Source organism: Actinoallomurus iriomotensis, assembly GCF_030269445.1.
Taxonomy (GTDB): domain Bacteria; phylum Actinomycetota; class Actinomycetes; order Streptosporangiales; family Streptosporangiaceae; genus Actinoallomurus; species Actinoallomurus iriomotensis.
Genome location: NZ_BSTJ01000010.1, coordinates 169,397 through 189,863, shown reverse-complemented (window position 1 = coordinate 189,863; position 20,467 = coordinate 169,397). Strand labels below are relative to the sequence as shown.

Here is a 20,467-nt window from a genome sequence, read left to right as displayed (position 1 = left end):
ACGAGCCGGTGCTTGCGAGACCGGCCGGGTCAGCTTTCCGGGAGAGGGCCGATCAGCTCGATGCCGTACTCGGCGCCCAGCGCGCGGAACGTCTCCGGGGTCGCCGTGTCCTCCTCAAGGGCGCGGTGTACGTCGCGGAAGAAGCCTTCGGACCCACCGGGGATCATCATGGTCAGTTTGCGTCCACCGTCCGGGCCCGCGCGCAGGCCGTGGGGCAGGCCGCCGGGGACGTAGACCACGGCTCCGGTGTCGGCGGGCACCCACTCGCCGGCGACGTAGAAGTCGTAGTGCCCGTCGAGGATGTACCAGAGTTCGGCGACGTCGTGCCGGTGCAGGGGCGTCGCGAAGCCGGGCTCGTCCACGCCCTCCAGCAGGCCCAGGCCGCCGTCGGTCGACTCGGCGGACGCCTTCACCCGCATGACCGAGCCCTCGGGCGCCGCCGCCGGCTCTCCTTCGCCCGCGGCCAGGACGTACGGGCGGAGCATCCGGCGCATCGCTTCGTCCTCGGCCATCGTCACGCGAGCCCGGTCGTCATGGACGCACGGCACCGGGCCGGATCAAGGAATGCACGCCGATATCCCCACATAAGACGATCTTGGCATGATCCAGCGGCTAGCCGATCTTTACCGCGCGCACCGCACTGCGGATCACCATCCCGGTAGTCTCCGGGCATGTCGGATGAGCCAGGGTTCACGTGTTCGTGCTGCGGCCGACGCCACGGGGAGCCGCCGCTCTCCTTCTCCGCTCCGGCCCCGGCCTTCTGGACGCCCGACCTGGTGGACGATCCGGACAGCGAGCTCTCCTCCGACCAGTGCGTGATCAAGCGGCAGGCGTTCTTCGTGCGCGGGCTGATCGAGCTCCCGGTCGTCGACACCGGAGAGGTCTTCACCTGGGGTGTATGGGTCTCGCTCAGCGAGAAGAACTTCACCCGCGCCACACGACTCTGGGACGTCCCCGGCCGGGAAGCCGAGCCGCCCTACTTCGGCTGGCTGTCGACGGAGTTGCCGATCTACTCACCGACCACCGTCGAACTCAAGACCCACCTCCACACCCGCCCGGTCGGTGAACGCCCGGCCGTCGAGCTGGAGCCCACCGCCCACCCGCTCGCCGTCGAGCAGCGTCAGGGCATCACCCGCGCGAGAGTCCAGCGGATCGCCGAGACGCTCCTCCACCCTGGGCCGCGATAGCCGAGTCGCCCAGGCGAGCGCCCCAAGACAGGGCGGATGTCCGGATCCGGTCGTTGACAGCCGTACGTCCGGTTTTTAGGTTCTCGGTCAGAAATCGATTTCTGAAATCGATTTCTCAGCTGGCCGGCGTCCCGACGGCCCGGCCCACCGTCGCCGCCAAGGCGAGGAAAGTGAGGCGGAGATGGCCTCTCCCCGACGAGCCGAAGGCCGCCGCCGGGCCGAGCCCACGCATCTGATGCGGCGCGTGCTCGCGGGCCTGGTTCCGGTCCTGCTCGCGCTGGCCGTCTCTTCGCTCGTCACGGCGCACCCGGCCTCCGCCGCGGCGCCCACGCCCGCCGGCAAGGGGCCGGTCGGCTGGGACACCTACCGGCACCTCGACCAGCTGCCCTACCTCACCACCGGCGTCACCACGCACGAGTTCTCCAGCTACGACCGCGCGGGCGGCAACGACGACGGGTTCAACGGCACCTACTCCTGCCTGCGCACCACCGGCAGCGGATGCGTCATCGCCGAGGACTCCGGGCCCGGCGAGATCAGCTCGATCTGGTTCACCCGCGACAACGGCGACGTGTCCGCCACCGGCCGGATCACGATCGTGCTCGACGGGAGGACGGTCCTCGACGACTCGCTCCAGAACGTGGTGAACGGCGGCCACGGCGCCCCGTTCGTCAGCCCGCTCGTCGCCAACGCGGACCAGAGCTCCGGCGGCGTGTACATCAAGGTGCCGATGCCGTACCGCTCCTCCATGACGGTCACCACGCAGAGCAACCCGCTCTTCTACCACGTCACCTACCGACACTTCCCCGACGCGAACGGCGTCGCCACCTTCGACCCGGCCGACCACGCCGACGACGTCGTCGCGATGCTCGGGGCGGCCGGCACCAAGGACCCCAAGCCGCCCGTCTCCGGGGCGACCACGCGTACGGCCGGCCTCTCCCCCGCCGCGGGCGCCACGGCGAGCGTCGACCAGCCCGCCGGCCCGGCCGTCATCACCGGACTGCGCGTCAGGCTGCCCGACCGGTCCGACGACACGCTCGACAAGGTACGGCTGCGGATCTCCTTCGACGGCCGGCCCACGGTGGACGCGCCGATCGGCGAGTTCTTCGGCGTGGGGCTCGGCGAGCAGAAGGTGAGCTCGCTGCTGTTCGCCGTGGACCCGGCGAGCGGCTGGTACTCGGCGTGGTGGCCGATGCCGTACCGCCGGTCGGCGACGGTCGCGCTCGTGAACGGGACCGCGCACGCGCTGAGCGGGATCAGCGTGGAGCTGACCTCGGCCCCCGACGCCCAGTGGACGGACGCCCTCGCGCCGAACGGGCCGGCCGCGTACTTCACCGCCTCGGCGCACCGCGCCGTCGCCACGCCCGGCGCGGACTGGCTGTTCGCCGACACCGGCGGGCGCGGCAAGTTCGTCGGCGTCTCCGAGACGATGCGCGGCCTCATCCCGGACACCAGCGCCAACACCCGCGCGTACCTCGAAGGCGACGAGCGCGTGTACGCCGACGGCTCCGGTACGCCCGACCTGCACGGCACCGGGACGGAGGACTTCTACGAGTCCGGCTGGTACTTCAACCGGGGCACGTTCACCGCGCCGTTCAACGGCGAGCCCGGCCACGAGCGGCACGCCGGCGGCTGCGACCACGAGTGCGACGGGGCGTACCGGCTCATGCTCGCCGACGCGGTCCCGTACGCGCACGCGCTGAGGTTCGGGATCGAGCACGGGCCGCAGGACGACGCGGACGCGGAGTACTCCTCCACCGCCTTCCTCTACACCCAGACCACCGTGGCGAACCACCGCACCGACACCGTACGGACCGGCGACGCGGCGAGCCGTACGGCCCACGCCTACACCGAGTCCGGAACGGCGAGCCAGTACGCCCTGGACTCCTCCTACGAGGGCGACGACGACGGTGTGCCGGTCACCGCGCAGGTGCGGAGCACCACCGGCCAGGTCGCGTTCAAGGTCACCACGGACGCCGCCAACCAGGGCGTGCTGCTCCGCCGCGCCTCCGACCAGCAGGCGGCGTACCAGAAGGCCGACGTGCTGGTCGACGGCACCGCGGTCGGCACCTGGGTCCAGCCGCAGGGCGACGGCACTCACCGGCTGCGCGACGACGCGTTCCCCCTGCCCGCCTCGGCGACGGCGGGCCGGACGTCGGTGACCGTCACGCTGCGGCCGGTGGCGGGCGCACCCGCCTGGACGGCGGCGCGGTACACCGCCGACAGCCTCGTCACCCCGTACGCCGACGCGTCGCCGCCGGGCGCGCCGACCGGCCTGGCGCGGACGGGCGGGCGGCAGCACGCCGTGCACCTCGCCTGGACCGAGCCCGCCGACGACGCCGGCGTCACGACCTACCGCGTCTACGCCTCGGCCTCGGCGGACGTGCCGATCGGCTCGTCCACGCTGGTGGGGACCTCGCGCCTGCCGGTGTTCACGTACGGGTCGCGGCCCGCCCGCCAGACGCTCCACTACCGGGTCGTGGCGGTCGACGGCGCCGGCAACGCCGGGTCCGGCTCGGCGGTGCTCGACGCGACCACGGCGAACCCGGTCCGTACGGACCTGGACGGCGACGGCCGGGACGACGCCCTGACGTTCACCCGGGGCGACGCCGCCGACGTCTACGCCTCGCTGTCGGACGGCACGAAGTTCGTCCAGGACGGCTGGAAATGGGACGACTACTTCGCGGCGGGCACCGAGGTGCCGGAGACCGGCGACTTCAACGGAGACGGCAAGGACGACATCGTCACGTTCACCCGCGGGACGAACGGCCAGGTCTGGGTGGCGCTGTCGAACGGCTCCGGCTTCGGGCCGGCCACGGTCTGGCACAGCCACTTCGCGATCAACGACGAGATCCCCGCCGTCGGGGACGTCAACGGCGACGGCAGGGACGACATCATCACCTTCACCCGCGGCGACACCGCCGACGTCTACGTCTCCCTCTCCGACGGCACGAAGTTCGTCCAGGACGCCTGGAAATGGCACGACCACTTCGCCGTGGGCGACGAGATCCCGGCGGTCGGCGACGTCGACGGCGACGGGCGCGCGGACATCATCACGTTCACGCGGGGCACGAACGCCGACGTCTACGTCTCCCTGTCCGACGGCACCAGGTTCGTCCAGGACGGCTGGAAGTGGCACGACCACTTCGCGCTGGGCGACGAGCTCCCGGCCGTCGGGGACGTCAACGGCGATGGCAGGGACGACATCATCACCTTCACCCGCGGCGACACCGCCGACGTCTACGTCTCCCTGTCCGACGGCACGAAGTTCGTCCAGGACGCCTGGAAATGGCACGACCACTTCGCCGCCGGGACGGAGGTGCCCGGCATCGGCGACTTCGACGGCGACGGGCGCGCCGACGCGGTGACGTTCACGCGCGGCACGGCCGCCGACGTCTACGTCTCGCTCTCCGACGGCACCCGGTTCGTCCAGGACGGCTGGAAGTGGCACGACCACTTCGCCGCCGACGACGAGTGGCCGCAGCCCAGCAGGCTGCTGCCGTGAGGAAAGGACATCCCGTGCGAAGGATCCTTCTCGTCGCCCTCGCGACGCTCGCCGCCGCCCTGACCTGCGTGCCCGCGAAGGCGTCGCCGGTCGCCGGCGCCTGGGTGACGGCCAGCGCGTTCAGCAAGATCTACGACCCGAGCACGCCGACTCAGCAGTGGTACATCAACGACCACACGTTCGTACGGGACGACGCGGGCACCTGGCACATGTTCGGCATCACCCACGCCGAGCCCGCCGACCCGGTCAACGAGATCGAGTTCGCGCACGCGACCGCACCCTCGCTCGGCGGCCCGTGGACCAAGCAGGCGCCCGCGCTGACCGTCGACCGCTCCTACTTCGGCGAGACGCACCTGTGGGCGCCGCACGTCATCCACGTCGGCGGCACGTACTACATGTTCTACAACGGCGGCGGCACCGACCTGACCGCCACCGCGATCAGCCTGGCGACCTCGACCGACCTGATCCACTGGACCCGGCTGGCGAGCGGTCCGCTGTTCCGCGACGGGTACGAGGCACGGGACCCGATGGTGACCCGCGTCGGCGACCAGTGGGTCATGTACTACGACGCGACCAGCGCGCCGTCGGGCGGCGACCACGTCGTCGCGTACCGCACGAGCACGGACCTGATCCACTGGAGCGGGCGGAACATCGCCTACACCGACCCGACCACCGGCGACTGCTGCGGCAACACCGAGTCGCCGTTCGTCGTGCACCGCGGCGACTGGTGGTACCTGTTCATCGGCCCGCGACTGGACTACTCCGGCACCGACGTGTACCGCAGCCGCGACCCGTTCCACTTCGCCCTGGCCGACGCGGTGGGCCACATCGCCTCGCACGCCGCCGAGCCGGTATTGGACCAGAACGGCGCGTGGTGGATCAGCGCCGCGGGCTGGGGCAGGGGCGGCGTCTACCTCGCCCCGCTGACCTGGCACGACGGCCCGGTCAGCGGCCCTCACCTGTACGCGATGCCCGCGGACCGGTCCGCCGTCTCGCGCTGGGACGGCTCGTCCTGGACCGTGGTCGGCGGCCCGGCGGGGCACCTGTACGGCGGCGGGTACGGGCTGTTCGCCACGGACCCCGGCACCGGTGACCTCTACCGCTACAACGGCACGCCGGGGAACTGGAGCCGGGTCGGCGGCCCCGGCGCATCGTTCGCGGTGAACGCCGACGGCCTGTACGCGCTGGCCCCCGACCACTCCATGGTCCTGCGGTGGACCGGCAGCGGCACCGCGTGGACGAGGATCGGCGGCCCGGCGGCCCAGATCTACGCCGGCGGCAACGACCTGTTCGCCACGAACCCGGACACCGGCGACATCTACCGCTACAACGGGACCCCGGAGAACTGGACCCGGATCGGCGGCCCCGGCGCATCGTTCGCGGTGAACGCCAACGGCCTGTACGGGCTGACCCCCGACCGCTCGAAGGTGGTGGAGTGGACCGGCAACGGCACGACGTGGACCCAGATCGGCGGCCCGGCGAGCCGCATCCACGCCGGCGGTGAGGACCTCTTCGCCACCGCCCCGAACACCGGCGACGTCTACCACTACCTGGGCGTGGAGAACACCTGGGCCCGCGCCGGCGGTCCGGGCGACGCGTTCACGGTGAACGACACTTCGCTGTACGGCGCCTCCGGGGCGGGCCTGTTCGCCTGGTCCGGCGACGGCACCGGCTGGACCCGCGTCGGCGACCCCGTCTCCGAGGTCGTCGGCGGCCCCTGACGCCAGAAGTGGAAGACGGCGAGGGCGCACTCATGTTCTTCTAACAGGAGGTGGCCGATCCGTCACTAAGATCGCGCGGATGACCACGGACTGGACGAACGAAGCGGTGATCCGGCAGTGGAACACCCTCCCTCGCGAGGCGCTCGACGCGATGGAGCCGGAAGGGGACTTCGCCAAGCGTCATCTGCTCAATCCGGTGCTGTGGCGCATGCTGGGGGATGTACGCGGGCGCCGGATACTGGACGCCGGATGCGGGCACGGCTACCTCAGTCGCCTGCTGGCCGCCCGCCACGCCCACGTGGTCGGCGTCGAACCCACCGACGCGCTCCTCGCTTACGCGTGGGAGAAGGAACGCGAACATCGGCAGGGCATCGAGTACGTCCAGGCGGATCTGACCGGCCTGCCGGATCTCGGCGAGCCCTTCGACGCCGTCGTCTGCAGCATGGTGCTGCCGGCGATACCCGACTGGAAGACGGCGATGCGTGCCTGCGTGCGCGCGGCACGGCCCGGCGGGCTGTTCGTCTTCTCCGTCAACCATCCGGCCTTCGAGCACCTGTGGGCGACGTGGCGTGAACACGGCGAATATCGCGTGCGGCGGTATCTGGAGGACTACGAGATGGCCCAGAAGTACGCCCCCGACTTCCATCGGCCGATCTCGGCCTACCTCAACGAACTCGCCGCCCTGGGCTGCCGCCTGCGGGAACTCGCCGAGCCGGGACTCGACCCCGACATCGCGCGCGAAGCGAGGCGGACCACGCCGGGCATCGACGGCTACGTCCACCTCCCGAACTTCCTGATCGCCGCGGCCGAGTGCCCGTGAGAGCCGGCCGGACCGGACGTCGGTGGCTTCCCACCGCCGGGCAGGGAGTACGAGGGATCACTCCGCGGGCCGGTCCAGGTAGTCCTCGTAGACGGCGATCTTGTGGTTGATCACGTCGAGGCAGCGGTGAAGTCCGGCGAGCTGGGCGAAGATCTGCCCCTGATGCTCGCGCAGCAGGGCCAGCCGGTCGGTCTCGGTGCCGGCCTGGCGGGCCAGTTCGGTGTAACGGCGGATCGCGGGGATGGGCATTCCCGAGGAGCGCAGCACGATGCAGAGGTTGAGCCAGTCGACGTCGTGCTCGGCGTAGACCCGCCGGCCGCCCGGGCCGCGCCGTACGGGGTTGGCCAGGATGCCCTCGCGTTCGTAGAAGCGCAGAGTGTCCACGCTCAGGCCGGTACGCGCGGCGACCTGGCCGATGGTCAGGGTTGGGGAATCGCTCACGCCTCCAGGATGGGACTTGAGCTGGAGTCGGGTCCAGCATCTAGGGTGCGGCGGACGAGTCAAGCCACCTCCGGCCCCTTACAGGAGTCTCACCATGCGTTACCGCTATCTCGGCCGTACCGGTATGGAAGTCAGCGTGCACTGCCTGGGCACCATGATGTTCGGCGCGGTCGGCAATCCCGACCACGACGACTGCGTCCGTATCGTGCACGCCGCGCTGGATCGCGGGATCAACTTCGTCGACACCGCCGACATGTACTCGGCGGGCGAGTCGGAGGAGATCGTCGGAAAGGCCCTGAAGGGGCGGCGCGACGACGTGGTGCTGGCCACCAAGGTGCACTTCCCGATGGGCGAGGGCCGCAACCGCGGCGGCAACGGCCGGCGTTGGATCACCTCGGCGGTCGAGGACAGCCTGCGGCGGCTGGGCACCGACTGGATCGACCTCTACCAGGTCCACCGCCCGGACCACGCCACCGACGTGGAGGAGACCCTGTCCGTGCTGACCGACCTGGTGCGGCAGGGGAAGATCCGCGCGTTCGGCTGCTCCACGTTCCCCGCCGAGGAGATCGCCGACGCCTACCACGTCGCCGAGCGCCGCGGGCTGCACCGGTTCCGCACCGAGCAACCCCCGTACTCGATCCTGGCCCGCGGCGTCGAGGCGAACGTGCTGCCGGCCTGCCGTCGGTACGGGATGGGCGTGCTGACCTGGGGGCCGCTCGCCTCGGGCTTCCTCACCGGCCGCTACCGCAAGGGACAGGACGTCGATCTGAACACCGGGCGCGCCGCCCTCACCCCCGGCCGCTTCGACCCCTCGCTGCCGGTCAACGCGGCCAAGCTGGACGTCGTCGAGCAGCTCGTGGAGGTCGCGGCCGGCATCGGGAGCAGCCTGCCCGAACTGGCCGTGGCCTTCGCGGCCGCGCACCCGGCCGTCACCTCGGTCATCATCGGGCCACGCACCATGGAACAGCTGGAGGCACTGCTCAAGGGAGCGGCGCTCACCCTGGACGACGACACACTGGACCGCGTCGACGCGATCGTGCCGCCCGGCACCAACGTCTACCACCCGGACGGTGCGTGGACCCATCCGGCGCTGGCCGAGACCGCGCAGCGCAGACGACCCCTGCCGGACCGGCCGGCGGCATGACGGCGCCGGGGCGGGCGCGCGAGGGTTCCGGGTCGGGAAGCGTCAGTCCGCGACGGGGCGATGGTGGACGTACTCCACCACCGCCCCGTCGGGGTGCCGCACGGTGAAGCCGGCACCGACCGGCACCTGCCTGAGCGGCCCGACGATCTCGGCGCCCGCGCTCAGCAGCCGCTCGTGGTACGGCTCGACGTCGTCGACGAGGAGCGTCCCGGTCGTGGCGCGGTACGGGCGCAGGGACTCCTCGTCACCCTCGATGATCAGGAACGCGCCGACCGCAGCCAGGACGAGGTTCTTCTCCGGATAGGGCATCCGCATGTCGAGCGTCGTACCCTGCGACGCCTCGTAGAAGCCGATGGCCTCGTCCAGCTCACCCGGCCCGACGAAGACCCGGATGAGGACACGGGGCTCCGTCCGGTGGGACGAGTCGGGGTCGCGACGCCAGATCTGTTGTGTCATGGCAGTCAGCCTGTCGCGCGTTCCGCGAACGTGGCAGTACACGAATTGTCCTGTTGGCCAGACTCATAGGCTGGCCGCATGTCCCCCGATCCGCTCCGCCGCGAACTCGGCGGTTTCCTCCGGGCGGTGCGTGAGCACACCGCACCCGCCGACGTGGGCCTGAGCGCGGGCGCGCGGCGCCGTACGCCGGGACTGCGCCGCGAGGAGGTGGCGGCGCTGTCCGGCGTGAGCATCGCCTGGTACACCTGGCTCGAACAGGGCCGGGTCGCGGTCTCCCGGCAGGTGCTCGACTCGGTGTGCCGGGTCCTGCGCATGGACCCCGGGTCCCGCCGCCACGCCCTCGAACTCGCCGGATACCACGAGGAGACGGCACCACCGGCGGACCGCGACCACCTGCGGCGGCTCATCGATCCCTGGCCCGGCACCCCGTCGCTGATCCTCGACGAACGCCTCGACATCGACGGGTGGAACCCCGCGTACCGCGACATGGTGCTCGACCTGTCGAAGGTCACACGGGAGCGGCGCAACCTCCTGCTCCTGCTCGTCGGTGAGCTCCGTGACGCGGTCCCGGACTGGGCACGTCTCGCCCGCGGCCTGTACGGCCAGTTCCGTACGGGCGCCGACCGGCGGCCGGACGATCCCCGTGTGCGCGACATCCGCGGGCTGCTGGCCGCCGAACGCCCCGACCTCGCGCACTGGTGGGAATGCCGGTCGGTGGCGGACTTCACGCCGACCACCGTGGAGGTGCGCGGCGTCCCGATGACCCTCTCCCTGTTGCGACCGGTCGGCGCCGCGGACGCCTCGGTCCTCGTGCACACCTCCACGGGCGGCGAGGCACGCCACGAATGAGCCTCCCGCGCCGGCCGGGCTCATGACGGCGCCGGGGCATCCCCCTCGGGAGAGCCGGAACCGCCTGGGCGGAGGTACCTGGCCTGGGGCGTCCGCCAGCGCGGGTCGGTCAGCCGCGCGCCCTCGGGGCGGAAGCCGGCGCGCTCGTAGAGCGCGCGTGCCCGGTCGTTGTCCTCGAACACCCACAGCCTGACGTCCACGCCGGGCATCGCGTCGATCGCACGGCCGAGCAGACCGCGTCCGACGCCGGCACCCGACGCGGCCGGATGGACATAGAGCGCGGCCAGGTAGCCCTCGCCGGGATGATCGGCGTCGTCGCCGTAGCGGACGAACCCGACCGGCCGCCCGCCGGCGCCGACGGCGAGCACGGTCGTGAGGCCGGGGTCGTCCAGGCGCGCGGCCAGGTCGGCCGCGACGGTGTCCGCGTCGAGGGTGTCGATCACCTCGTCCGGCACGACCCCTCGGTACCCGGAGCGCCAGGCGGCCACGAAGATGTCGGCCATCGCGGGCAGGTCGCCGGCGACCGCCTCCCGGTAGGCGGTCACTTGACGACCATCCGACGTGGCCGCACGACGGCCGGCTCCGGCAGCCGCAGCGGTGTCGCACCCGGGGTCAGGGATCCCAGGATCGATCCGGTGCGCGCGCCGGTCGCGGACGCGATGGTGCCCTCGAGACCATGGACGGAGAGGTAGCCGAGCAGGCCGAACAGGTAGGCCTCCTTCGCCTGTGCCGGCAGGCCGAAGTCCTCGACCGGCCGGACGCGCGCCGGTGCCGCCAGTTCGGTGATGCGCCGCATCAGGGTCGGGTTGCGCACCCCGCCGCCCGCGACGACGAGTTCGGTCAGGTCGTGCGTCCGGCACGCGTCGGCCACGAGCCGTGCGGTCAGTTCCGTGAGCGTCGCGAGCAGGTCGTCGGTGCCGATCTCCAGCTCGCCGACGGCGTCGCGGACATAGTCGGCGTGGAAGAGTTCCTTGCCGGTGGACTTGGGCGGGGCGGCCCGGTAGTACGGCTCGGCGAGCAGCCGGTCGAGCAGCGCCGCGTGCACCGTGCCTCGTGCCGCCCGCGCCCCGGAGGCGTCCATGCGCTCCGCGCCCGCGGTGGCGTCGCTGACGGCGCTGTCCATCAGGGCGTTCGCGGGGCCGAGATCGTACGCGATCACGTTTCCGTCCCGGTCTCGCACGGTGATGTTGGCGATGCCGCCGAGATTGAGGGAACCGCGCCGGGCCTCGTCCCCGAGGACGAGCAGTGCGTCCAGGGTGGAGGCGAGCGGCGCACCGTGGCCGCCGCGGGTGAGGTCGCGCGTGCGCAGGTCGGAGACGGTGGTCACCCCGGTCGCCTCGGCGATCCAGGCCGCGGCCCCCAGCTGCAGCGTGCCGAGCGCGTGTGCGCCCTCGACCCAGTGGAAGACGGTCTGCCCGTGGGAGACGATGAGGTCAGCGGAACCACCGGTGAGGTGGTCGTTGGCCGCCGCGGCGACCGAGCCGAACAACCGGCCCAGCTCGGTGTCGAGCCGGCACACCTCTTCCATGGTGGTGAGGTGCGGCGGCAGGGCGGCCGCTATCCGGGCCCGGAGTTCGTCCGGGACGTCCTCGCTGTACAGCCCGCGAGGATGGCAGACGATCTCGTCATCGGCCAGCGAGAAGTCGGCGGCGGCGGCATCGATCGCGTCATAGGACGTACCACTGATCATGCCGATGACGGTCAGGTCCATGTCGGTCTCCTCAGGTGGGCCTCGGCCGCGGCGAGTACCCGCAGCCACATCTGTTCGGTCGCCCGGAACGGGCCCGTCGCATGCAGCCGGTTGGTGATCATCGCGACGGCGGCTCGGCGCTCGGGCAGTACCGCGACCGCGACTCCGGGGAAACCGGTATGCCCGACGGCGCGGCCCGAGGGGAGGCCCCAGACACGCAGCCCCAGGGCCTGACCGGGGTCGGCGCCGGCGGTGAGGAAGGCGGCGGCCGTGTCGCGCCGTACCGGCCCGTCACCGTCGAGGCAGCGCAGCAGGCCCGTCGCGAAACGCAGGAGGTCGGCGGCGGTCGTGAACAGCCCGGCGTGTCCGGCGACCCCGTCGAACGCGTGGAAGGCGTTGCCGTCGTTGACCTCGCCGACCAGGACGTGGTCGCGCCAGCCGTCGAAGTCGGCGACGACACCGTCGACCGGGTACGGGACACCGGACGCGATCATGCCCTGTTCGACGCTGTCGCCGTTCGAGCTCGCGGCGACCGGTCCGCCCGGCACCGGCGTGGCGTAGCGCGTCTCGGCGAGCGCGAACGGCCGTAGCGCCAGTTCGTCCACTGCCGCCGCGAGGCCGCCGCCGGCGACGCGTGCGACCAGCTCGCCGAGCAGGATGAACCCGAGGTCCGAATAATGGCGTCCCTCGCCCGGCCGGTAGCGGAGCGGCATCCGGGCGGCGAGGGAGACGGCGTCGCCGGAGCGGGCGCCGTTCAGGTAGAGGGGCCACCATTCCCGCAGGCCTGCCCGGTGTTCGAGCAGGTCGCGCACGGTGCTGTCCCGGTCGAGTTCCGGCAGGTGGCGGGCGGCCGGCGCGTCCAGCGCGACCTCGCCGGCGTCCACCAGCGCCATCAGCGCGGCCGTCGTACCGACGATCTTGCTCACCGACCCGGCGTCCGTCCGTGTCGCCCAGCCCATCTCGACCGGGGGCCCGGCCGCGCCGTGCCGTGCGAAGCCCTCTGCGGCATAGCGGATCCGCTCGCCCTCGGCGACGGCGACGAGCGCTCCGGGCGGCGCGGCGCCGCCGTCGGGGGACGCGCCCAGCAGGTCGGTGACGGCGGTGACCAGGGGGTCCACGGTGAGTCGGGTTATTTCGGACACGGGATCAGGTTAATCGTTCACCTGTTGAATGTCATTCAGGTCAACCATTACCCTCTGCGTAACTCGTCGCTCGGAGGACCTCGTATGACACCCCCCACCCCTCGCGGCGGCGTCCGGTTCCGTACCGGCGCCGTCGCCCTCACCGCCACCGTCACCGTGGCAGCGGGACTGGCCGCGTGCTCGCCCAGCGGTTCACAGAACTCCTCGTCCGGCGGCTCGACGTTCGTCGTCGCCCGGACGGGTGACATCGACAAGCTCGATCCGCACCTGGCGACCGCGTTCCAGACACAGCAGACGCTGGGACTCGTCTACTCGACGCTGGTCAAGACCAGCCCCACCGGCCAGATCCAGCCCGATCTGGCGACCAAGTGGACCACCTCCTCCGACGGGAAGACGCTCGACTTCACCCTCCGCTCGGGCGTGACCTGGCAGGACGGTTCGCCGTTCACCTCCAAGGACGTCAAGGCGTCGATCGAGCGGATCCTCGACCAGAAGACCGGTGCGGTCTCCCGCTCGAACCTGGTCGCCATCAAGAAGGTGGACGCTCCCGACGACACCTCAGTGGTGTTGCACCTGTCCCAGCCGTCGGCCTCGCTGCTCTACTCGCTGACGACGGTGAACTCCTCGATCGAGTCCGCCAAGGACATCTCCGCCGGGACGGTCGGCAAGAAGCCCAACGGGACCGGAGCGTTCGCCTGGAACGCCTGGAACCCCGGCCAGCAGGTGGTCCTCACCGGCAACGCGAAGTACTTCGGCGGCGCGCCGAAGATCAAGAAACTCGAGTTCCGTGTCATCCCGGACGAGTCGTCCATCTTGTCCGGCATGAAGGCCTCCGCCTTCCAGCTCGGCCTGATCTCCGACCCCGGGGTCGCCCGCCAGGCCGGCAAGGCCGACGCGTACTCGCTCGTCAAGCAGCCGGCCCTGGCCTACCACGTGCTGATGCTCAACGGCCGGAAGGGACCGCTGAAGAACCAGCAGGTCCGGCAGGCCATCAGCTGCGCCGTCGACCGCAACCAGGTCATGCAGACGGCGGCGTACGGCGACGGCACCGTCACGGGCCCCATCACCAGCCCCGCCTTCGCGTACTCGCCGACGGACGGACTGCCCTGCACCCCGGGTGACACCGCCAAGGCCAAGTCGATGCTGGCCGCCGCCGGGTACGCACAGGGCTTCAGCCTCACCACCATCGTCGAGACCGGCGAGTACGCGACCGCCGGCGCCGAGGCCCAGAACCTCCAGTCACAGCTCGCCAAGATCGGCGTGAAGCTCACGCTCAAGCAGCTCTCCACCGGGCCGTACGTGTCGGCGTGGCTCGACGCCGACTACGACGCCGCCGTCGCGCTGAACGGCGGCTCGTACGACCCGTTCCTGATGTACGGGCGCTACTTCACCTCCGGCGGAAGCCTCGCGAAGCCGGCGGGCCTGAACTCCTCGACGCTGGCCGACCTGCTCACCCAGGGCAACGCCACCAGTGACGACGGCAAGCGGCAGGGAACCTTCCGCAACCTCCAGAAGGAGCTGCTGACCGAGTCGCCGTGGGTCTGGACCTTCCGCTCGGACGACTACTACCTGGTCGGCTCGAACGTCCACGGGTTCACGCCACGGCCGGACGAGCTGCTCAGCTCGCTGACCGCCACGTCCTGAGAGGGGCGAGCCGATGCTGAACTGGCGATGGCTGGGGGCACGGGCCCTCGGCGCGCTGATCACCTTGCTGGGGGTGACAGTGGTCGTCTTCGTCGTGCTGCGCACCATCCCCGGAGACGCGATCACCGCCTCGCTCGGCATCGAGTCGGGCACGCTGACCCCGGCGCAGCGTGCCTCACTCGAGCACTTCTACGGGATCGACCGGCCCTGGTTCGCCCAGCTCTGGGCGTGGATCTCGGGTGTCGCGCACGGCGACCTCGGGCTGTCGCTGACCAACGGCAAGTCTGTCACCAGCCTGGTGGCGTCATCGCTGCCGGTGACGGTCGAACTCGCCGTGCTGTCGGCGTTGATCGGCACCGCCTTCGGCGTGGTGCTGGGTGTGCTCGCCGGCAGCCGGCCGGGGCGGGCCTCCGACTCGCTCACCCAGGGCGCGTCACTGGTCGGCCTGGCGATCCCCGAGTTCGTGCTCGGCACCGCCGTGGTGACGATCCTCGCGGAGGCCTTCCACTACTTCCCCGACACCGGCACCTTCGTGCCGCTGACCCGCTCGGTGTCGGGGAACATGAGCCAGATCCTGTACCCGTCGCTCGTGCTCGCGGTCGCGTTCGCGGCCAACGTGATGCGCACGACCCGATCGGAGTACGTCGAGATGGCGGACGCCGACTACGTGCGGACCGCGCGCGGCAAGGGCCTGTCGCCCGGTCGGGTCCGCAGGTCCCACATCCTGCGTAACGCCACCATCCCCATCGTCACGCTGACCGGTATCCAGTTCGGCTACCTGCTCGGCGGCACCGTGATCATCGAGCAGATCTTCGCGCTGCCCGGTATGGGGCGCCTGCTGTTCACCGCCATCTCCAACCGGGACTACCCGGTGGTGCAGGGCACGGTACTGGTCATCGCGGTGCTGTTCGTGCTGGTGAACCTGCTCGTCGACCTGCTCTATCGAATGATCGACCCAAGGACGCGTGCCTCATGAGCGAGCGAAAGGAGACCTCGTGAGTGTGCTGCCTACGGTGGCCGAGCCGATGGGCTCCGTGCCCGCCGCGCCCGGCCGGTCGTCGCTGCTCGCCCGGATCTGGCGGGACCGCAACGGGCGGATCGGCCTCACCGTCATCGTGCTGCTCGCCGTCATCGCGGTGCTCGGCGCGCTCGGGGTGCTGCCGCACGACCCGATCGCGCAGCACCCGGCCGCCCGGCTGCAGGGCCCGTCGAGCCGATACTGGTTCGGCACCGACCAGTTCGGCCGGGACATCGCCGCCCGCGCCGCCGTCGGGATCTGGACGTCGCTGCGTGTCGCGGTCGTCTCGGTGGCGGCAGCGGCCGTGATCGGCTCGGTCCTCGGGATCAGCGCCGGTTTCTTCGGCGGCTGGGTGGACCAGATCGTCAGCCGCTTCATCGACATTCTCTTCGCGTTCCCCGCGATCCTGCTGGCACTCGCGGTCGTCAGCGCCCTCGGCAACGGCTGGCAGAACACCGCGATCGCGATCGCCGTCGTCTACACCCCGATCTTCACCCGCGTCTCGCGCGGGCCGACGCTCACGGTCGGCGGCGCGGAGTACATCAAGGCGCAGCGGGTTCTCGGCACGCCACTGCCGCGGATCCTGCTCCGCCACGTGCTCCCCAACGTGAGCGCGCCGATCGTGGTGCAGGTGACACTGGCGCTGTCCTGGGCGATCCTCACCGAGTCCGCGCTGTCGTTCCTCGGCCTGGGTACCCGGCCCCCGACTCCCAGCCTCGGCCTGATGGTCTCCGACGCGCGCAACACCGTCGCCACCGCCTGGTGGACGCTGACCTTCCCCGCACTCGCGATCGTCATCGCGGTGATAACGCTCAACCTCCTCGGCGACGGCCTGCGCAGTGCGCTCGATCCGCGAAGGGACTCCCGCCCATGAGGGAGCGGAGCGAGCGAATCAAAAACACGCGCGCCGGGATCGCTTCTCCGACGAAGGAGGGCTCATGAGCGAACCGATACTCGCGGTACGGGGCCTGCACACCGCGATCCGCACTCCGTCCGGGCCGCTGGAGATCCTGCGCGGGGTCGACCTCGAGGTCGACCGCGGCGAGACCCTGGCGGTGGTGGGCGAGTCCGGTTCGGGCAAGTCGTTCACCGCGCTGAGCATCGCCGGCCTGTTGCCGGCCGGCGCCGAGGTCACCAGCGGCCAGGTCCTGCTGGAGGGCCGGGATCTGGTGGCGCTGCGCGAGCCCGAGCGCCGCACCGTCCGCGGCGCGGAGGTCGGCATGGTCTACCAGGATCCGATGACGTCGTTGAACCCGATGATGCGCATCGGCCGGCAGGTGACCGAGGGGCTGCAGGCCCACGGCTGGTCGAAGGACGCGGCCCGCGACCGGGCGGTGACCGTGCTCGGCGAGGTGGGGCTGCCCTCGCCGCAGGCGCTGATGAGGCTCTATCCGCACCAGCTCTCCGGTGGCATGCGGCAGCGCGTGCTGATCGCGTGCGCGATCGCGCCCCGCCCCAAGGTGCTCATCGCCGACGAACCGACGACGGCGCTGGACGTGACGATCCAGCAGCAGATCATCCAGTTGGTCGCCAGGCTGCGGGACGAGTACGGCATCGCCGTCGTCTGGATCACCCACGACCTCGGCGTGGTGGCGCGGATCGCCGACCGGGTCGCCGTGGTGTACGCCGGCCGGGTCACCGAGCTGGCCCGTACCCGCTCGCTGTTCGCCACCCCGCACCACCCCTACACCGACGGCCTGCTGCGCTCGCTGCCGACACCGGGAGATCCGCACCAGGCGCCGTTGCCGCAGATCGGCGGCAGCCCGGTCGCGCTGTCCGCGCTCCCGCCCGGCTGCCCGTTCGCGCCGCGCTGCGCCCATCGACAGGACCGCTGCGACACGGAGGAGCCTCCATTGATCGACCGTGCCGGCTCACGAGCCGCATGCTGGGTGCCGCGCGAGGACTGGCACGCACCGTCCGCGGGGGTGACCGGCCGTGCCTGACCGGCCGACGTCCGGCGAGATCGCGATCGACGTCCGCGACGTCGTCAAGCACTACCGCACACCGGGGCGCGGCGAGGTCCAGGCGCTCGACCGCGTGAGCGTGAGCGTCGAGCGCGGCCAGGTGCTCGGCGTCGTCGGGGAGAGCGGCTGCGGGAAGTCGACGCTCGCGCGACTGCTGACACGGCTCGAACGGCCGGACTCCGGAAGCGTCGAGATCCTGGGGCGGCGGATCGACCTCGCCAAGCGGGGAGAACTGCGCGAACTGCGGCGCGGGATCCAGCTCGTCTTCCAGGACCCGTACGCCTCCCTCGATCCGCGGCAGCGGATCGGCGCCGCGCTGGCCGAGGTCCTCAGCGTGCACCGGCTGCCGTCCGGTGACGGACGCGTCGGCGAGCTGCTCGAGACCGTCGGGTTGCCGCCGTCCACCGCCGGCCGGTACCCGCACCAGCTCTCCGGCGGGCAGCGGCAACGCATCGGGATCGCCCGCGCGCTCGCCGTCCAGCCGCAGATCCTCGTCCTGGACGAGCCCGTCTCGGCGCTGGACGTCTCGGTCCGCGCGGAGATCATCAATCTGCTGGTCCGGCTCCGCGATGAGCTGGGGCTGACCTTCGTGTTCATCTCTCACGACCTCGGCGTGGTGCGCCACCTCGCCGACCGGATCGCGGTGATGTACCTGGGCAAGATCGTCGAGTACGGGCCGTGGGACGTCGTCTCCGACACCCCCGGGCACCCGTACACCCGGGCGCTGCAGACGGCGGTGCCGATCGCCGACCCCGGGCTCGACGCTCCGCCGACCGAGCTGGTGGTCACCGGCGAGGTCCCGGACGCCGCCGACCCGCCGTCCGGGTGCCGCTTCCACCCGCGATGCCCGCTGGCCGAAGATCGATGCCGCAGTGTCGAGCCGCTCATGCTGCCCGCGTCCGGCCGGCATCGGCTGGCCTGCCATGTCGTGCAGAGCGAGGCGGCGACGGCGGACGGGACGAACGGGTAACCGTGGCCACCGATCACTCGCCCGGCCCGCAGCAGGACGTGCTGACCACACTGCGCGGGCTCCAGCTGTCGCTGGTGCCGTCCAAACGGCGGGTCGCGACCTACATCCTGGGTCAGCCGGCGCATGCCGCCACGCAGACCATCTCCGAACTCGCGCGGGCCGCGCAGACCTCGGAGAGCACGGTGCTGCGGCTGTGCCAGGAACTCGGGCTGCGCGGGTACCGCGAACTGCGGATCGCACTCGCGGCGGAGTCGGGACGCGAGCAGGAGCGGGCGGCGAACCGCCCGATCGGGAGCGACATCAGCCGCGACGACGACCTTGACTCGATCATCGACACCGTCACCTTCACCGACCAGCAGGCGATCGCCGACACGGCGCGTAACCTCGACCGCGCGGCACTGGCCAAGGCGGTCGCGCTCACCGCGGGCGCGCGCCGGGTCGACATCGTCGGCGTCGGCGCGAGCGCCGTCGTCGCCCTCGACCTGCACCAGAAGCTGCACCGGATCGGGCTCATCGCCTACGCCTGGCACGACACCCACGCGGCCCTGACCGCGGCCGCGCTGCTCGGACCGGCCGACGTCGCGATCGGCGTGTCGCACACCGGTACGACGCCGGACACCGTCGACGTCATCCGCGAGGCGAGCGCGCACGGCGCCCGGACGATCGCGCTGACCGGCGTACCGAACTCACCGCTCGCCGCCGCGGCGGACGTGTTATTGACCACGGTCGACCGGGAGACGACCTTCCGCTCCGGAGCGACGGCGTCGCGGATCGCCGCGCTGAGTGTGGTCGACGTGCTGTTCACCGCCGTCGCCCAGCGCCGTTACGACCAGGCCATCGCCGCACTCGACGCGACCCGGCACGCCATCGCCGACCGCCGGGTCACCCGGACAACGCCCCAACCGCGCGGTGGGGAGACCCGCTGAACAACGCCGCCCATGGAAAGGCCATTCGTGAACCACTCTGGAATCCGGGTCACGTCCCCGACCGAGCAGGTCAACGCCCGGACCACCGAACTCGACGCCGTGTCGACGCTCGAACTCGTCCGCCTGCTCCACGATGAGGACCGTGTCGTCCCCGACGCGGTGGCCGCGGCATTGCCCGAACTGGCCAGGCTGGTGGACGACGCCGCGGCCCGGGTCGCCGACGGCGGCCGGGTGCACTACTTCGGCGCGGGCACGTCCGGACGTCTCGGCGTGCTCGACGCGGCGGAACTGCTCCCGACGTTCGGGCTGCCCGAAGGCGTGGTCATCGCTCATCATGCCGGCGGCACCACGGCGTTGCTGCGCGCCGTCGAGGACGCCGAGGACAACGACGATGGAACCGACACCGCCGACGTCATCGCCGCGGACGTGGTGATCGGCCTGACCGCCTCCGGCCGCACCCCCTACGTCGGAGCGGCGCTGACGGCCGCCCGGGAGGCCGGGGCGTCCTCCGCGCTCGTCACCTCGAACCCGAACGCCCCGCTGGCCGAACTCGCGGACTACGTGCTCGTCGCGGACACCGGGCCGGAGGCCCTCACGGGATCGACCCGGCTCAAGGCCGGCACCGCGCAGAAGCTGCTCCTGAACTCGTTCTCGACCGCGCTGATGGTCCGGCTGGGCCACACCTACCGCAACCTCATGGTCGACATGCGGGCGACGAACGCGAAGCTGCGCGGGCGGATGGTGCGGCTGCTCGTCCAGGCCACGGGAGCGGACGACGCCGACTGCCGGGCGGCACTCGACGTGTGCGGCGATCTGAAGACCGCGCTGGTCTACCTGCTCGCGGGGCAGCCCCCGGCCGGATCGGTGACACCGCAGGACTGCCGCGCCGCGCTGGCGGAGTCCGGAGGGCGGGTCCGGCAGGCGTTGGCGGCTCTGAACGTGCGCCCCGCGCCTCCGGCCGACCTCCACTCCTGACGAGGGCGCCGTCACGTC

Annotated in this window: 19 protein-coding genes; 13 read left to right on the top strand and 6 right to left on the bottom strand. The window is 71.5% G+C overall.

Features of this window, described 5'->3' with window-relative positions; all coding sequences use genetic code 11:
- Window positions 1-29 precede the first annotated feature (29 nt).
- Complete coding sequence (locus QSK37_RS35895; RefSeq protein ID WP_285629838.1) at window positions 30-512, bottom strand: cupin domain-containing protein; 483 nt, start codon at window positions 510-512, stop codon at window positions 30-32.
- A gap of 159 nt (window positions 513-671) precedes the next feature.
- Here QSK37_RS35895 and QSK37_RS35890 point away from each other — a divergent pair, with 159 nt between their 5' ends.
- The 4 genes from QSK37_RS35890 to QSK37_RS35875 all read left to right on the top strand — a co-directional run bounded on the left by QSK37_RS35890 (window position 672) and on the right by QSK37_RS35875 (window position 7,230).
- Complete coding sequence (locus QSK37_RS35890) at window positions 672-1,187, top strand: DUF2199 domain-containing protein (protein WP_285629836.1); 516 nt, start codon at window positions 672-674, stop codon at window positions 1,185-1,187.
- 181 nt (window positions 1,188-1,368) lie between these two features.
- Window positions 1,369-4,689, top strand: a complete 3,321-nt coding sequence (locus tag QSK37_RS35885) for a DUF2961 domain-containing protein (protein ID WP_285629834.1) — start codon at window positions 1,369-1,371, stop codon at window positions 4,687-4,689.
- A gap of 14 nt (window positions 4,690-4,703) precedes the next feature.
- Window positions 4,704-6,410 (top strand): tectonin domain-containing protein, encoded by a 1,707-nt coding sequence (locus tag QSK37_RS35880; protein WP_285629832.1) that lies wholly within the window; start codon window positions 4,704-4,706, stop codon window positions 6,408-6,410.
- Window positions 6,411-6,489: 79 nt separating this feature from the next.
- Window positions 6,490-7,230: a class I SAM-dependent methyltransferase gene (locus QSK37_RS35875; protein ID WP_285629830.1), complete on the top strand. Its 741-nt coding sequence runs from the start codon at window positions 6,490-6,492 to the stop codon at window positions 7,228-7,230.
- A 57-nt stretch (window positions 7,231-7,287) separates the two neighbouring features.
- On the opposite strand, the gene QSK37_RS35870 is transcribed toward QSK37_RS35875, so the two are convergent.
- Window positions 7,288-7,671 (bottom strand): MerR family transcriptional regulator, encoded by a 384-nt coding sequence (locus QSK37_RS35870; RefSeq protein WP_285629828.1) that lies wholly within the window; start codon window positions 7,669-7,671, stop codon window positions 7,288-7,290.
- A gap of 94 nt (window positions 7,672-7,765) precedes the next feature.
- On the opposite strand from QSK37_RS35870, the gene QSK37_RS35865 reads away from it, so the two are divergent.
- Complete coding sequence (locus tag QSK37_RS35865; protein WP_285629826.1) at window positions 7,766-8,815, top strand: aldo/keto reductase; 1,050 nt, start codon at window positions 7,766-7,768, stop codon at window positions 8,813-8,815.
- Window positions 8,816-8,857: 42 nt separating this feature from the next.
- Here the strand turns inward: QSK37_RS35865 and QSK37_RS35860 are convergent, their stop codons facing one another.
- Entirely contained in the window at window positions 8,858-9,271 is a 414-nt protein-coding gene (locus tag QSK37_RS35860; protein ID WP_285629823.1) for a VOC family protein, read from the bottom strand.
- A 78-nt stretch (window positions 9,272-9,349) separates the two neighbouring features.
- On the opposite strand from QSK37_RS35860, the gene QSK37_RS35855 reads away from it, so the two are divergent.
- On the top strand, window positions 9,350-10,120 hold the full coding sequence (locus tag QSK37_RS35855; protein ID WP_285629821.1) for a helix-turn-helix domain-containing protein: 771 nt from the start codon (window positions 9,350-9,352) through the stop codon (window positions 10,118-10,120).
- Between the two features lie 20 nt (window positions 10,121-10,140).
- Here the strand turns inward: QSK37_RS35855 and QSK37_RS35850 are convergent, their stop codons facing one another.
- From QSK37_RS35850 to QSK37_RS35840, 3 genes are read right to left on the bottom strand one after another with little or no spacing between them, the layout of a single operon-like run.
- Window positions 10,141-10,665: a GNAT family N-acetyltransferase gene (locus QSK37_RS35850; protein ID WP_285629819.1), complete on the bottom strand. Its 525-nt coding sequence runs from the start codon at window positions 10,663-10,665 to the stop codon at window positions 10,141-10,143.
- On the bottom strand, window positions 10,662-11,831 hold the full coding sequence (locus QSK37_RS35845; protein ID WP_349498018.1) for an anhydro-N-acetylmuramic acid kinase: 1,170 nt from the start codon (window positions 11,829-11,831) through the stop codon (window positions 10,662-10,664). Before QSK37_RS35845 ends, QSK37_RS35850 begins: the two co-directional genes overlap by 4 nt.
- On the bottom strand, window positions 11,822-12,952 hold the full coding sequence (locus QSK37_RS35840; protein WP_285629817.1) for a serine hydrolase domain-containing protein: 1,131 nt from the start codon (window positions 12,950-12,952) through the stop codon (window positions 11,822-11,824). The genes QSK37_RS35845 and QSK37_RS35840 overlap by 10 nt, the downstream gene beginning before the upstream one ends.
- An 84-nt stretch (window positions 12,953-13,036) precedes the next feature.
- On the opposite strand from QSK37_RS35840, the gene QSK37_RS35835 reads away from it, so the two are divergent.
- The 7 genes from QSK37_RS35835 (at window position 13,037) to QSK37_RS35805 (ending at window position 20,449) form a co-directional block, all read left to right on the top strand.
- Complete coding sequence (locus QSK37_RS35835) at window positions 13,037-14,596, top strand: ABC transporter substrate-binding protein (protein WP_285629815.1); 1,560 nt, start codon at window positions 13,037-13,039, stop codon at window positions 14,594-14,596.
- Window positions 14,597-14,609: 13 nt separating this feature from the next.
- A complete protein-coding gene (locus QSK37_RS35830) occupies window positions 14,610-15,572 on the top strand; it encodes an ABC transporter permease (protein WP_285583817.1) in 963 nt (320 codons plus the stop codon).
- A 19-nt stretch (window positions 15,573-15,591) separates the two neighbouring features.
- Window positions 15,592-16,488, top strand: a complete 897-nt coding sequence (locus QSK37_RS35825) for an ABC transporter permease (protein ID WP_285629813.1) — start codon at window positions 15,592-15,594, stop codon at window positions 16,486-16,488.
- Between the two features lie 64 nt (window positions 16,489-16,552).
- The gene (locus tag QSK37_RS35820; protein WP_285629811.1) at window positions 16,553-17,557 is read left to right on the top strand and encodes an ABC transporter ATP-binding protein; all 1,005 of its coding nucleotides are present in this window, start codon (window positions 16,553-16,555) and stop codon (window positions 17,555-17,557) included.
- Window positions 17,550-18,548, top strand: a complete 999-nt coding sequence (locus QSK37_RS35815) for an ABC transporter ATP-binding protein (RefSeq protein WP_285629809.1) — start codon at window positions 17,550-17,552, stop codon at window positions 18,546-18,548. The genes QSK37_RS35820 and QSK37_RS35815 overlap by 8 nt, the downstream gene beginning before the upstream one ends.
- Before the next feature lie 2 nt (window positions 18,549-18,550).
- Entirely contained in the window at window positions 18,551-19,474 is a 924-nt protein-coding gene (locus QSK37_RS35810; RefSeq protein WP_285629807.1) for a MurR/RpiR family transcriptional regulator, read from the top strand.
- A 27-nt stretch (window positions 19,475-19,501) separates the two neighbouring features.
- The gene (locus QSK37_RS35805; RefSeq protein WP_285629805.1) at window positions 19,502-20,449 is read left to right on the top strand and encodes an N-acetylmuramic acid 6-phosphate etherase; all 948 of its coding nucleotides are present in this window, start codon (window positions 19,502-19,504) and stop codon (window positions 20,447-20,449) included.
- Window positions 20,450-20,467 lie beyond the last annotated feature (18 nt).

Excerpts from the sequence above, each read along its gene's own strand:
- QSK37_RS35875 (WP_285629830.1), top strand. The coding sequence starts at position 6,490 with ATGACCACGGACTGGACGAACGAAGCGGTGATCCGGCAGTGGAACACC.
- QSK37_RS35845 (WP_349498018.1), bottom strand. The coding sequence starts at position 11,831 with ATGGACCTGACCGTCATCGGCATGATCAGTGGTACGTCCTATGACGCG.
- QSK37_RS35885 (WP_285629834.1), top strand. The coding sequence starts at position 1,369 with ATGGCCTCTCCCCGACGAGCCGAAGGCCGCCGCCGGGCCGAGCCCACG.
- QSK37_RS35895 (WP_285629838.1), bottom strand. The coding sequence starts at position 512 with ATGGCCGAGGACGAAGCGATGCGCCGGATGCTCCGCCCGTACGTCCTG.
- QSK37_RS35890 (WP_285629836.1), top strand. The coding sequence starts at position 672 with ATGTCGGATGAGCCAGGGTTCACGTGTTCGTGCTGCGGCCGACGCCAC.
- QSK37_RS35860 (WP_285629823.1), bottom strand. The coding sequence starts at position 9,271 with ATGACACAACAGATCTGGCGTCGCGACCCCGACTCGTCCCACCGGACG.
- QSK37_RS35835 (WP_285629815.1), top strand. The coding sequence starts at position 13,037 with ATGACACCCCCCACCCCTCGCGGCGGCGTCCGGTTCCGTACCGGCGCC.
- QSK37_RS35830 (WP_285583817.1), top strand. The coding sequence starts at position 14,610 with ATGCTGAACTGGCGATGGCTGGGGGCACGGGCCCTCGGCGCGCTGATC.
- QSK37_RS35865 (WP_285629826.1), top strand. The coding sequence starts at position 7,766 with ATGCGTTACCGCTATCTCGGCCGTACCGGTATGGAAGTCAGCGTGCAC.
- QSK37_RS35855 (WP_285629821.1), top strand. The coding sequence starts at position 9,350 with ATGTCCCCCGATCCGCTCCGCCGCGAACTCGGCGGTTTCCTCCGGGCG.
- QSK37_RS35820 (WP_285629811.1), top strand. The coding sequence starts at position 16,553 with ATGAGCGAACCGATACTCGCGGTACGGGGCCTGCACACCGCGATCCGC.